Consider the following 13,798-nt stretch of genomic DNA (forward strand, 5'->3'; position numbering starts at 1 on the left):
TTGCTTTTATAGATTCTGTTTGTCTTTCCGTTTATTATCCAAGTCTGTTTTAAAATCATCAATCCTGTAATCTGTATGATAATTACCCTTCGTCATTTTTTCTTTGGAATAAAGCCTGAAATCATTTTCTGTTTTTTCCAAAAGATAATCATAAGGGCCAACGTGAGAAATCAGTTTGATCAAAACCGGTGAGATTTCCAAACAAACAAATAATCCCATAATGAAACTTGCCGCTAGAGCAATGATTGCAGAATTTTTTCCCAATTCATCCAGCGCCTGCAGACGTGCTGCAAATCCGTTGAATTTATCTTCCACAGTTTCCGTAGATTTCCTTTCCGTTTCCAGATTGGTGTAAACTTTCGACACTTCCTTGTCCAAATATTCCAATCGCGATTGCTGTTGTTTCTGGTAATTTTCCAGATCAAGGCGTTTTTGTTCTTTAAGTTCGGCCTTTCGTTTGGCGTTGGATCCAAAGCCAACTTTTCCACTCGTCAAGCCGGATTCTTTGCCCAGAATTTCTTTCTCCAATTCCACAGACGCAGAATCATAAGCCATTTGGTAATTCTTGATTTGATTCTGAATTTGTTTTTTCTCCGTGTCAAAAGGTCCAGATTGTTGCAGAATTCTGCCATTCATTTCTGCCTGAAGTTGTTTTTTATTTCTTTGAATAATGGTGTTCAACTGTTTATTAACTTCTTTTTCAAAAATCTTAAGTTCCAATGGTTTTGAAATAATAATTCCAAGGAAAGTTGCTAAAATTAATCTCGGAATTGTCATCAAAATTTGATTCCACCAGATTCCGGTTTTCTTGATCGAGGAAACAATGTACCTGTCAAGATTGAAAATCATCAATCCCCAAAGAATTCCAAATCCAACCGCTGTCCAAACATTATCAAAAACTGTAAACATAGCATAACCAGCAGAAAGTGTAGCGAAAATTGCTGTAAATAGAACGATTCCACCAATCCCCGCAAACTTGTTCCATTCGCTTGGCGATTTTTTCAAAAGATGAATATTAGCTCCTGAGCAGATCATCAAGAAGTGCTGAAACCAATTCATTTTATAATTATCAGATATTTTTTTCATATTAATGATTATCAGAATATGTAATTCAAAACGTTAAATTGTTACAAATAGTATTAGGTAAAGCCTAATATCATATTTTATACCAATATTTTTTAACTATAAAAGATTTGTAGGTATTATATTTGATGGTGCAAATCAAAATTAAGTTATGAAAAAGTTGATATTATTAGGTGTTTCTTATGTATTTGTCTTCTCATGCAAACCTTCTTACACAGTATACAATCTCCCAAAGCCATTACCAGAAAGACAAAAAGATGAGATTCCTACCAGTGGTTTAACCGTTGAAGAATCCAAAGAAATGGAAGACCTGAAAAATGAAATCAAAACATTAGCAAGCAGTGAAAAATGCAGTAATCCTGCAGATTGGAAAACGGTTGGATTAGGCGCAAAAGCATGTGGAGGACCAGTAGAATATATTGCTTATTCTAATAAAATTGATGAGAAAAGTTTTCTCGAAAAAGTGGAAGTATATAATCAAAAATCCTCTAACTATAACAAAAAATACAACCTGGTATCAGATTGTATGTTGGTAATGCAGCCGGAAAATATCGTTTGTGATAATGATAAACCAGTATTTAAATAAGTTATATTTCTTTAGAAATCAATTTATTTTTCTCTTCTTCGGAATCTCTGTATAATTTCGCTTTGCTCCAAGTGGCGTGTTTAGAAGGAACAATACTGTGACCTTTTCTCAACGCATAAACTTTGGTAAATTCTGCCCCGAAGAAGATTAACTGACAAGAATAATTAATCCACATCATCAATAAAATCACAGTTCCTGCCGCACCAAAAACTGAAGTCGGTTTTGACATATCAAAGTAAAAACTCATTGCCATTTTTCCAATATTGAAGAGTAAGGCTGTGACAATCGCACCAATCCAGACAGATTTCCATTTGATTTCCACATCTGGTAAGACTTTGAACATAATGGCAAACAAAACGGTAATCACAGCAAATCCTAAGATAAAATTACTTCCTTGGATGATAACATAAGTCTCCAAACCGAAATATTTTGTTATCAGTCCATTGGCCAAACCTATAACGGAAGACAAAACCATACTGATAAGAAGTAGAAAAGCAATTACTAATATCATTCCCAGAGAATTTGCACGATCCAGGATGAATTTTTGCCATGCTTTTTTCGGTGTAGCTTCCACATCCCAAAGATTGTTGAGCGTAGTCTGCATTTGGAAAAATAAACTGGTGGCACCAAAAACCAGAGTTATAACGCCAAGCGCTTTCATCCAGAAATTCTCTTTGTCTATCATTGCACTGGCAATAATATCCTGAATGCTTTTTGCACTATCGTAGCCCATTACACCTTGGATCTGGCGTCTTATCTCGCCATTTACGGCTTCTTCGCCAAAAAAATGTCCAGCAGTCCAAATGATGATGATTAGCAAACCCGGCAATGCAAATATCGCATTATAAGCCATACTTGCACTGTCTTTGGAAGCGGACGAGGATGTCCACTCACTGAAAGTTGCTTTTAAGATTTCCCAAAAAGATTTGAGCTTTGTCATAGTTTACATTTCTCTGGAAAATTCAATAGTTGTACCAATCTACTCCTGTTTATACCAGCTGGAGTATTTAATATAATTATTTGCAATCCTGTCGATCTCGCCTTCAATCAGACTTTGCGAAATATCTTTCACTTTTTTTGCCGGAACACCAGCCCATATTTCGCCTTCCTTGATATTGGTATTTGCTATTACAACTGCGCCCGCAGCAACGATCGAATTGCTTTCCACAACACAATCATCCATCACAATGGCGCCCATTCCGATCAGCACATTATCTTTTATCGTGCAACCGTGAACAATTGCATTATGACCGATCGAAACATTATTCCCAATCGTAGTTGGACTTTTCTTATAAGTACAGTGGATCATTGCGTTGTCTTGGACATTTACTTTATTTCCCATTTTGATGTAATGTACATCACCTCTCAAAACCGTATTGTACCAGATGCTACAATCGTCTCCCATCGTTACATCGCCGATTATTACAGCAGTTTCTGCCACAAAAACATTATTGCCAAGTTGAGGCGTTTTGCCTAAAAGTTCTTTTATAATTGCCATATTTTATATAATTGATGATTTATAAATGTAATTGATTTTTTGATTTATATAAATGTTTGACGCCTTCATCCGTTCTCCGTTCCCAAGGTTACTCTGAGGTTCTCCACGAGTCGCTCCATCCGGGGCGCAGATTCGTCATAATTTTACTTTATCGTATATGAAACAGCCAAAATCAAACCAATAGAAAAAATCGAATATCCGCAAACCTACTCATAATCAAAACTTAACACAACATTGGGATTCATCGGCTTTTTTGTTCCACCAAATTACGATATTTTTGTACTTCAATATACTTAAAATGAGACAAATCATTATAGAACCAACAGAGAATCCAAAAGTGATGAAGTTTGTAACAGACTACAATCTGATTCCCGGATCTTTGGAGCTTGACAGAAAATCTGATATTTCAGAGATTCCGTTGGCACAAGAACTTTTCAATTATCCTTTTGTCAACAGAATATTCATTACAGCTAATTTCATTGCAGTTGCAAAAGAAGATACGGTAGAATGGGAACATGTTGCAGAAAGTCTGAAAAATATCATCGAGGACGAATTGCTAGCAAACCCGAGAATCTATCTTCAGAAGAAAAAAGAACTTTACCAGATCTATTCTGAAATGACACCAAATCCAGCGGTTATGAAATTCATCTCCAGCAAAATGCTGATGGACGGTTTTATCGAGGTCAAGTCCAGAGAAGAAGCAGACGAAGTTCCATTAGCAAAAGAACTGTATGAGGCTTTTGATTTTGTAAAAGAAATTTATGTGAGTGATAATTTCGTTGCTGTAACCAGAGACAGCCAGTTTGAGTGGCACGAGATTATGAATCAGGTTCGTTCTTTCATTGCAGAATTTTTGCAGGCCGGAAAAAAGATTTCCAATGCTGAGCCTCACACCCACGAGAATCCAATGCTGAAAATCATCAACAGAGAATATACAAGTGATGAGCAGAAAATCAGCGACATCCTGAATGAATATGTTGCACCAGCGGTGGAAAACGACGGTGGAAAAATCTCGTTGATCGAATATGATCAGGAAAATAAAACCGCAAGAATGCTGCTACAAGGCGCTTGCAGCGGATGTCCGTCTTCTACAGCAACTTTGAAAAACGGAATCCAGAATATTCTGAAACAATTCGTTCCGGAATTGGTGGAGAATGTGGAAGCTGTAAATGGATAAGTTATGAAGAATTTTCTTCTTTCTTTAATCTTAATTCTGACTGTTTCCTGTAAAAAAGAAGCACAACTGAATGATGGTATTCACGAAGATTTGGTAGAATTAAAACTAGCCAAAGACAGCCTTCAAAAAATGGATGTTGTTTTAGATAAGCTCAATAAGAAAAATACCACTTTCCTGGATTATTATGTTCATTATTATTACGGATTGGATCAGAAAGCGATAGAAGAATTTCATAAGATTTATGGCGAAGACGTTTATTTTGGCAATAAAGATTACATTACTAAATTTGATTCTATCAGCCATATTTTAAGCGACAAATACAATAAAGAAATTGGATTGTCAGATGATGATGAAATGCTTGCAAGAGAGATTTATATCAATCATTTGAAATCGAAATATAACCCGACTGTAGAAAGTCAAATGAAATCAATTTACAAATGAAAGGAATTCTTCTGGTCAACCTTGGATCTCCGAGATCAACGGACGTAAAAGATGTAAAAGAATATCTGGACGAGTTTCTGATGGACGAAAAAGTCATCGATTACCGTTGGATCTTTCGTGCACTTTTGGTACAGGGAATCATCCTGAAAACCAGACCAAAAAAATCTGCCGAGGCTTATAAAACCGTTTGGACAGACGAAGGTTCGCCCTTGATCGTGATTTCCAAACATCTTCAAAAGAGACTTCAGGAGATTGTGGACGTCCCGGTTGGTTTGGGAATGCGTTATGCAGAACCATCGATACAAACTGGAATTCAGGAGTTGGTGGACAAAGGCGTGACCGAGATCTCTCTGTTCCCGCTTTATCCGCAATATGCGATGAGCACTACGGAAACCGTGATTGACAAAGCTGAGGAAGTTAGGCTGAAGTTCTTCCCAGATATTAAGATCAATTACGTAGAGCCTTTTTATGACCGCGAGATCTACATCAATTCTTTAGCTGAAAGTATCAGGGAAAAACTCCCTGCGGATTTTGATTTGCTGCAATTTTCGTATCACGGTGTGCCTGAACGTCATATTTACAAAACCGATCCTACGAACACTTGCAATATGAATAATTGTTGCCAAAAGGAAGACAATCCTTCGCACAAATTCTGCTACAGACACCAATGTTATAAAGTGACCGAATTGGTGTGCAAAAAACTGGGATTGCCAAAAGAAAAAGTGATAGTCACATTCCAGTCCAGATTGGGAAAAGACAAATGGATGGAACCTTACACAGACGCCACTTTGGAAGGTCTTGGCAAGAAAGGCATCAAAAAACTGGCGATTGTTTGTCCGGCTTTTGTCTCGGATTGTCTAGAAACTTTGGAAGAAATCTCTGTAGAAGGTAAAGAGATTTTCCTGCACGGCGGCGGCGAAAGATTCGATTATATTCCTTGTCTGAATGAGGAACAAAGTTGGGTGAATGTGGTGAAAACGCTGTGTGAAGAAAAGCTGAATGATTTTTATTTTCATTAATTTCTACATCGAATGGTTTTCCGATACGCACGACATACGCAGAATCTTGAGAAACTGATTTACTTTTATACTTCCGTTCTGGAGTTGGAAGTGATTGGTAAGTTTGAAGACCACAATGGTTATGACGGTGTTTTCCTTGGGAAACCTGGTGAGAACTGGCATCTGGAATTTACCCAAGACAAGAATTTGCCGGAGTCTCAATTTGATGATGACGACATCCTGGTTTTTTATCCGGAAACCTTGGAAGAATTTCAAAAGATCTCGGCCAATCTAGAACATTTTAAAGTTCCGACTTTGACGCCTAAAAATCCCTATTGGAGAGAGAACGGTATCTGCTTCGAGGATTGCGACCATTACAAGATCATTATTTCAGACCTTAGAATTACTAAATAAATTATACGACCTCAATAAATATTGAGGTCGTTTTTTATTATTTTGACATTAGCTTTGAGGTGGTACGTCCGTACACTCGCTGTACACTTTCCGTACCCTTTCTGTACTCTAGATGTATTTTTGTTTTTTTTGTCAAATAAGGGTGTTTTTTGTCATTTTGATAATTTATATACAGCTTTCCTCCGTCATTTCTTCGTTAATTATTTGTAGGAACTAGTTTATATCTTGGATGGTTTTCACAATTTCTTTATTAGTTTTAATTATATTTACATTACTAAAAATTTATACCATTGGCTTTTCTAATTTTTATTATAACATAAAATGAAAAAAAATTTCAGAGGATATTATCCTATAACAGAAGAGGAAATAATAGACATATGGAAAAAGGGATTTATCTCTGTAGACACAAATGTTCTATTTAATTTATATCGTTATTCTGACGAAACTAGAACTGAATTATTAAAAATAATTAAAAAATATTCTAAACAAATATTTCTATCACATCATTCAGCTTATGAATTTCATAAAAATAGAATTAATGTTATTTCAGAACAAATTGCTATTTATGATGATACAATAAAGGCATTTAATAAATTAGAAAATGATATTGTTAAAAATTTGAAAACACCGCATCTTAGTAAAGAGACCTTGGATAATTTTAAAAATTCATTAGAAAGTATCATTAAAGATTTAGAATCCAAAAAGACCTTTTTTATAGAATTGTTAAGAAATGATTCAATACTTGAATCAATATCTGAAATTTTTACTGACAGTAAGGTCGGAAATCCTTTTACAAAAGACGAAAAAATTAAAATAGAAAAAGAAGGTGTTGAGCGTTATCAAAATAAAACACCACCTGGTTATAAAGACAACGATAAAAAGACAAATAAGTATGGAGATCTAATTATTTGGAAAGAGCTTCTAAAGGAATCAAAAGAAAAAAAGATTCCTTTTATTTTTATTTTAGACGATGTCAAAAAGGATTGGTGGTTGAGAATTAATGGACAAACTTTAAGTCCACGACCAGAACTTTTGCAAGAAGCTTTTGAAGAAACAGAGCAATTATTTCACTTGTATACCACAGATAGATTTTTAGAATTTGCTGGTCAATCGGAAGAAATAATGAAGGAAACTATAGAAGAAGTTAGAGAAATAAATAATTGGCAAAATTCTAAACTTAATAATAAATCATTTCAAGAAATTTTAGATAATACTGAGCGATGGAAAAAAAGTGTTGATTATGTGAAATTATTAAATAGTCTAACACATTTTAAAGATATAAATGATCGATTATCAAAACAAATGTCTTTTAAATTTGATGAAAATATAACAAAAATGTACATTAAAAAATATTTGGATCAAAATGATAAGGATCAAAATGACGGTGAAGATGGCGAAGAAACTTTTGAAGAAGTTTAAAGCAATATGCCTTGACCATTAAAAAATCCTAAATTCAGGAATGACAAATATGATGGATAGTTTCTGCTGTATGAGAAATGTCCGTTTTATACTGAAATCCCATAGCCCTGATGGTAGTGGAAATCCCACAGCAAGCGATGGGAAAAGCTTTGGCGCGAGGAATTGCAACGTAAAGCAGGTTCCCGGCTCCTGAAAATTTATAAATCTGTTAGTGTGAATTTTATTCCTTGATTTTCCAAAGGCAAAATAATTATCTTTACGGAAAATAAGTGCGAACGAGAATGGGAAACAGGATTATAAATGGATAAAATGGATCTATTGGGAATTGTGACGGTAATATCGCTGTTCATTTCGTTTTTCTTAGCATTTTTTTTACTGACTGTTAAGACTGAGCACAAAATTGGCAATCGTCTTTTTGCCTTTTTCCTCATCATCACTGTGATTGACACGAGCGAACCATTGGTCAGTCAATTTACAGACGGTCCATCGAATCTTGGAATGTTGAGGACTACGATTGCTTTTTTGCAAATTCCCGCTTTTTATCTTTATGTTTTGTCGGTTTGTTATTCCGATTTTAAGTGGAAGTCGAAATATCTGATCCATCTGCTTCCGTTTTTTATTGGAAACCTTGTTTTGGTGCCTCGGTTTTATTCGGTGGATGTAGCTTCGAAGCTTGATTTTATCGTCAACCGTCAAAATATGGTTGAGTTACAGTTCACTCATTGGCTGTTTCATTTTCAGGTTGTGGTTTATTTTACGGCCGTTTTTCTATTGTTGAAAAAAGTAAAAAAGCTTTATCTTGAAAATAATTCAGGCGGTAATCTTAATTCTTACAACTGGCTGTTTCAGTTCACAAGAGTTCTTACAGCGCTCTACCTGATTGTTATTTTAAAGAATATTTTTAAATTTTCCAATTATCCATACGTTTCCAATTGGATCAAAATCGGTATTCTGGTATTGCAACTTTTTATCATTTGCTGGTATCTGTACAAAGCGTTGAATAATCCTGGACTTTTCAGAAATATTGATTCGAAGTTGAAACTCGTTTCCGACTTGATCTTGGTGGAAAAGAAAATTGAGCTTAAAACTTTGAATGAAGATCTTTTGAAGTTGAAAAAATATATGATTGATGAAAGGCCATTTCTGGATCCGGCTTTGACGATTCAGGATATTTCGAAGGCAATGAACGTTCCGGTTCGGGAATTATCTGTTTTGATCAATCATCAGCTGGGACAGCATTTTTATGATTTTGTGAATACTTACCGGATCCAAAATGCGATGAAAATCCTGAAAGATCCGTCAAAATCTAAAGTGACGATTCTTGAAATTCTTTATGAAGTTGGTTTTAATTCGAAATCATCTTTTAATTCAGCCTTCAAAAAACATACGAGAACTACACCAACTGAATATCGCAAGGTGCTATAAAACAAAGCTTTGTAATTACTCGTACTTCTTAATCTAATTATTCCTACCAATTTTTTTTGCGAAATATGGACGAATACTTTTACTCGGTCGCATAGGATACTGCGCTTCCACATCTTTGTATCGAAATATTGATTAACCTTTAAACCACGATACAATGAAAACATTAAAATTATTCGCAACGCTGTTATTCATCAGCAACATTTCTTTTGGGCAAGAGTATTCTCAAAAGATTGATTCTATCATCAAAGCCAATTATGAGAAAAATCCGGACGTCGGAATCAGTGTCGGTTTCATTAGTAATAATCAAGAATTCTACACTTCCTATGGTAAACTGAGCAGAGAAAGTAAAGTTGATATTAATGAACATTCCATCTTCGAAATTGCATCAATCACCAAAATTCTGACCGGAAATATGATCGCTCAAGCGGTTATCGAAAAGAAATTGAAAGTGGATGACTACATCGACGGCTACCTTCCTAAACAATATGTTTTACATAAAAATCTCCAGAATAAAATAAAAATCTCAGATCTGGCCTCACATCAATCCGGATTGCCAGATGTGGATTTTCAAAAATTAATACAATTGAATCCTCAGCAACCAGTAAGTAGTGTAACCGAACAATCATTAGCTAAAATGATCAATGATTGCAAAGACCTCATCGATTATGGTAAGTACAGATATTCTACAGTTAGTTATACCTTGCTTGGGCAAATCTTAGAAAAAGTATATGGTAAAAGTTACGAAGCAATCATCAAAGAAAAAATACTGAAGCCTGCAAAAATGTCCCAAACTTTGACCAAAAATTTTGATGTGAAAAACAGAACAACCGGCTACAATCCCGAAGGTGGTGTTCAGGAATTTTTCACTTGGAATGTGACTGCTCCGGCAGGATTGGTAAAATCCAATACTTCTGATATGGTTAAGTATTTAAAAACACTGTTAACCAAAGGAAACCCAATATCCGAAGCTGAATTGATCACAGAAAAGATCTACTATAAAGATGAGAAGCGGGAAATGGGATTGGGACTTGGCATCAGCACCATTGACGGAGACACCATCTATTTAAAATCCGGCGATTCTATGGGACAATCTTCGATCATCTGCTACAGCAGAGCGAAAAATTGGGGAATCATCATTCTTGTAAATAAAAGAGACTCTAAAATGAGACAGACGATTCTGAATGAAATTTATGAAAATGTCTTGAAATAATTCTTTATTAATAACAATAAAAAACCGCCTCAGATTGCTGAGGCGGTTTTCTTGTAATATGTGAAATTGTATTATTTCTTATTAAAATCTCCTGCAAAAACAGAAGTCATCTTATCCTCGCTGATGTATTTTCTAAGAACATCATTTACCTGATTCACTTTGAGTGCAGATACTTTTGCTTCCAAAGCATCATATTCTTCCAGTGGGATGCCGTATTGCAACTGGGTATTTACAAGATTCATCAGGGTATTGTCATTTCCTAAGCCTGTTTTTCTGGAGTTGAGCCAAGAAGTGAGATTGGATTTGAATTCAGTCTCCGTGAAGCCATCCTTTACAGCTTTGTTCACTTCTTCCTTCAAAGCTTTGTTGACTGCATCTTTCTTAGTCGGGTTGAAGAATGCATACCAGGCCCAAGACGCAACAGTGTTATCGATCGGGATATTCATGTAAGATCCTGCGCCATAACTGATGCCTTCTTTTTCACGAAGTCTGGTCGGGATTCTCGCCGTCAGGAAACCACCGCTTCCCAACATCTCGTTGGCAATGGTAAGAGCCGGATAGTCCGGAGATTTACGATCCATAGAGAAGCTGATCTTCCCAACTGCAGCTGCATTTTCTTTGTCCGGTGTCAGATATTCTTTGTCCTGTTTTTTGGTTGCAAAAAGTTCCGGTTTTACGAATTCATAATTGGATTTGGAATTCCATTTTCCGAAAGTGTCTTCTAATAATGCAGAAGCCGCTTTGCCGTCTACATCGCCAACCACAGTTCCAACGCCATTGTTGCTTCCAAGAATTTTATTGTAAAAATCTACGAGTTGATCTCTCTTCACTTTCTTGTTGTTTTCGATCTGTTCTTTCGTAGAAGCTGTGTAATAGATACTTTCTTTCGGGTAGTTTTCTGTGATTTTCTCGATTTCTGTAAAGGCAAGCGACTGAGGATCGTTAAGGGAACCTTCCAGATACGTGTTGTACTCGCTTACGGTTTTTGCTAACTCTGCGTCCGGGAAAGTAGATTCTGTAAGGATTTCTTTGATGAGCCCCATTACTTTCGGCAGGCTTTCTTTGTACGTGCTGAAGTTCACAAACAAAGTCTGACCACTAAACCCGAAATTGACATTGGATTTCCACTGGTCCAGCATATCCTGGATCTGTTCTTTTGTATGGGATTTGGTTCCGGTTTTCAGAACTTGCGCCATAAGAGATCCGACATCAGATTTACCTGATAAATCCTTAGCATTACTTACAGGAAATTTGAAACTTCCAAGAATTTTTCCGCCTTTGATTTCTTTTTTGATCAAGCCGTACTTCATTCCGTTGCTCAGCTTGCCTTCTACAAGATTTGCTTTCAGGTTTTTGATGCTTGCCTCAAAAGGAGCGGTGTCTTTTTCCAACGCTTTTCCTTTGTAATCGTTTGTAAGAGAAGCAATCTGATCATTGGTATATTCTACATTTTTGACTCTGATTTCATCTTTTGTCGGGATGAAAACACCTACGGTTCTGTTATTAACCTTGAAATATTTATCAGCAACTCTTTGAACATCTGCAACCGTCAGTTTTTCAACATTATCCCGGTAAAGCATTCCCAGCTTGTAATTTCCCGCACCAATGATTTCTGTTAAGTTAATGGCTGAACCAATTGTATTATTCTTTATATTTTCGATTTGCTTAAGGATCTTCGCCTTTGCTCTTGCAACATCTTGTTCTGTATATTTGATGGTAGCAATTTTGTCCAATTCTGTACGGAAATCACTTTCAGTCGCTTTGATATCCTTGTCTGCAGGCACATCCAGTCCGAAATACATAAAACTCGCGTCTCTTACCAATGGCTGATAAGCGTAGACAGAAGCTGCTTTTTTGGAATCGATCATTGCTTTATATAAATACCCCGAAGGATCAGAAGTCAAAATCTCCTGAAGTGCATCCAGTGCAGCGTAATCTTTGTCTGCATAAGGCGCAGTGTGGTATAATGCACCCACAACTTTGCTGTCGCCGGAACGTTTCAGCTCCACAAATCGCTCGCCGTCCTGAGCAGGTTCTACTGTGTAAGGTGTTTCCAGAACTCTGGCAGGTTTCGGAATTGCAGAGAAATATTCGGAGATGTAGTCCAATGTTTTTTTCTCATCAAACTTACCTGCAACAATCAAAGTTGCATTATCTGGCTGATAGTATTTTTCGTAGAATTTCCTTAGCGTTACAGCTTTCACCCTTTCCACATCTTCCTTGCTTCCGATAGTAGAATTTCCGTAGTTGTGCCAAAGGTAAGCCGTGGAAACAATACGCTCCATCAATACTCCGCTTGGGCTATTCTCACCAATTTCGAATTCATTTCGCACCACAGAAAATTCTTTATCAAGATCTGACTGAAGAATCGTTGCGTTTACCATTCTGTCGGCTTCCATGGCGAGGAACCATTTCAGGTTCTCATCATTGGAGGGGAAAACTTCATAATAGTTGGTTCTGTCATACCAAGTGGTTCCGTTGGCATTTCCGCCTTTGTCTGACAACATTTTTTTGATGTCGCCTAATTTTTTTGTACTCTTGAACAACATATGTTCCAGCAAATGCGCCATTCCTTTTTCACCGTAACCTTCGTGCTTTGATCCCACATTGTACACGATGTTTACTACCGCATTGCTTTGTGACGGATCTGCCAGCAAAAGAACTTTCATCCCATTGCTGAGAGAATATTCCTTAATTCCTTCTGTATTGCTGATAAACTTAGGGGTTTCGGCTTTTTGGGAAAATACAGGTGTATTAAGGCCTGCATAGAAAACGACTGCCACAGTCAGTAAAAGATTCTTCATATCTTGATAGTTATTATTTTAGGTTTCTAAATTTAATAACTTTTTATTAAAAATATCATTAGACTGTTGATTTTTATGAAAATCTTAACGTATTTTTGTCATTATGCAAGTTGAAAAAATAATATTAGGAATCGATCCGGGAACATCCATTATGGGATTTGGGATCATTTCTGTGAAAGGCGGGAAAATGGAGTTGCTTGCAATGCACGAACTTATACTTAAGAAATATGAAAATCACGAAACGAAGCTTAAAGTGATTTTCGACAGAACATTGGCCATCATTGATGAATATCATCCGGACGAAACCGCTCTGGAAGCACCCTTCTTTGGGAAGAATGTCCAAAGTATGCTGAAACTGGGAAGAGCGCAGGGCGTTGCGATTGCAGCAAGTCTTCACAGAAATATTCCGATCACCGAATATTCTCCTAAAAAAGTAAAAATGGCCATCACCGGAAACGGAAATGCCAGCAAAGAACAGGTTGCCGGAATGCTCCAAAACTTATTGAAACTGAAAGAATTCCCAACGAAATATCTGGATGCTTCCGATGGTTTGGCAGTGGCGGTTTGTCATCATTTTAATTCCGGAACTATTGCTACAGATAAATCTTACTCCGGCTGGGACAGTTTTTTGAAACAGAATCCGGATAGGATAAAATAGATGCTGGATACTAAAGGCAAAATTACTTTTCAGACCTGATTCTTGTTACTTTTATCTTGTCTCTTGATTTTTGTTTCCTGATTCT

Annotated in this window: 13 protein-coding genes; 9 read left to right on the forward strand and 4 right to left on the reverse strand. The window is 36.4% G+C overall.

What is annotated here, in order from left to right:
* Positions 1-6: 6 nt before the first annotated feature.
* The gene (locus OPU68_RS11495; protein WP_498474126.1) at positions 7-1,086 is read right to left on the reverse strand and encodes a DUF4407 domain-containing protein; all 1,080 of its coding nucleotides are present in this window, start codon (positions 1,084-1,086) and stop codon (positions 7-9) included.
* Positions 1,087-1,234: 148 nt separating this feature from the next.
* Here OPU68_RS11495 and OPU68_RS11500 point away from each other — a divergent pair, with 148 nt between their 5' ends.
* On the forward strand, positions 1,235-1,669 hold the full coding sequence (locus OPU68_RS11500) for a hypothetical protein (RefSeq protein ID WP_498474127.1): 435 nt from the start codon (positions 1,235-1,237) through the stop codon (positions 1,667-1,669).
* Between the two features lies 1 nt (position 1,670).
* On the opposite strand, the gene OPU68_RS11505 is transcribed toward OPU68_RS11500, so the two are convergent.
* Together OPU68_RS11505 and OPU68_RS11510 are read right to left on the reverse strand one after the other, a co-directional pair.
* Positions 1,671-2,609, reverse strand: a complete 939-nt coding sequence (locus OPU68_RS11505; protein WP_498474128.1) for a YihY/virulence factor BrkB family protein — start codon at positions 2,607-2,609, stop codon at positions 1,671-1,673.
* Between the two features lie 39 nt (positions 2,610-2,648).
* Positions 2,649-3,167, reverse strand: coding sequence for a gamma carbonic anhydrase family protein (locus OPU68_RS11510; RefSeq protein WP_498474129.1), 519 nt, complete (start codon positions 3,165-3,167; stop codon positions 2,649-2,651).
* A gap of 298 nt (positions 3,168-3,465) precedes the next feature.
* On the opposite strand from OPU68_RS11510, the gene OPU68_RS11515 reads away from it, so the two are divergent.
* The 7 genes from OPU68_RS11515 to OPU68_RS11545 all read left to right on the forward strand — a co-directional run bounded on the left by OPU68_RS11515 (position 3,466) and on the right by OPU68_RS11545 (position 10,251).
* Positions 3,466-4,344 carry a NifU family protein gene (locus tag OPU68_RS11515; RefSeq protein ID WP_498474130.1) on the forward strand — a complete coding sequence of 293 codons (879 nt, stop codon included), beginning with the start codon at positions 3,466-3,468 and terminating at the stop codon, positions 4,342-4,344.
* 3 nt (positions 4,345-4,347) lie between these two features.
* Complete coding sequence (locus tag OPU68_RS11520; protein ID WP_498474131.1) at positions 4,348-4,785, forward strand: hypothetical protein; 438 nt, start codon at positions 4,348-4,350, stop codon at positions 4,783-4,785.
* Positions 4,782-5,804: a ferrochelatase gene (gene hemH, locus OPU68_RS11525; protein ID WP_498474132.1), complete on the forward strand. Its 1,023-nt coding sequence runs from the start codon at positions 4,782-4,784 to the stop codon at positions 5,802-5,804. The genes OPU68_RS11520 and hemH overlap by 4 nt, the downstream gene beginning before the upstream one ends.
* Positions 5,805-5,816: 12 nt before the next feature.
* The gene (locus tag OPU68_RS11530; protein ID WP_498474133.1) at positions 5,817-6,197 is read left to right on the forward strand and encodes a VOC family protein; all 381 of its coding nucleotides are present in this window, start codon (positions 5,817-5,819) and stop codon (positions 6,195-6,197) included.
* A gap of 321 nt (positions 6,198-6,518) precedes the next feature.
* Positions 6,519-7,616, forward strand: a complete 1,098-nt coding sequence (locus OPU68_RS11535; protein ID WP_498474134.1) for a PIN-like domain-containing protein — start codon at positions 6,519-6,521, stop codon at positions 7,614-7,616.
* Positions 7,617-7,916: 300 nt separating this feature from the next.
* The gene (locus tag OPU68_RS11540; protein ID WP_498474135.1) at positions 7,917-9,041 is read left to right on the forward strand and encodes a helix-turn-helix domain-containing protein; all 1,125 of its coding nucleotides are present in this window, start codon (positions 7,917-7,919) and stop codon (positions 9,039-9,041) included.
* A 154-nt stretch (positions 9,042-9,195) separates the two neighbouring features.
* The gene (locus OPU68_RS11545) at positions 9,196-10,251 is read left to right on the forward strand and encodes a serine hydrolase domain-containing protein (protein ID WP_498474136.1); all 1,056 of its coding nucleotides are present in this window, start codon (positions 9,196-9,198) and stop codon (positions 10,249-10,251) included.
* Positions 10,252-10,322: 71 nt separating this feature from the next.
* Here OPU68_RS11545 and OPU68_RS11550 read toward each other — a convergent pair whose 3' ends face one another.
* A complete protein-coding gene (locus tag OPU68_RS11550; protein ID WP_498474137.1) occupies positions 10,323-13,055 on the reverse strand; it encodes a M16 family metallopeptidase in 2,733 nt (910 codons plus the stop codon).
* Positions 13,056-13,158: 103 nt separating this feature from the next.
* On the opposite strand from OPU68_RS11550, the gene ruvC reads away from it, so the two are divergent.
* A complete protein-coding gene (gene ruvC / locus OPU68_RS11555; RefSeq protein ID WP_498474138.1) occupies positions 13,159-13,713 on the forward strand; it encodes a crossover junction endodeoxyribonuclease RuvC in 555 nt (184 codons plus the stop codon).
* Positions 13,714-13,798 lie beyond the last annotated feature (85 nt).

The organism is Chryseobacterium sp. TB1-D10, from assembly GCF_059803555.1.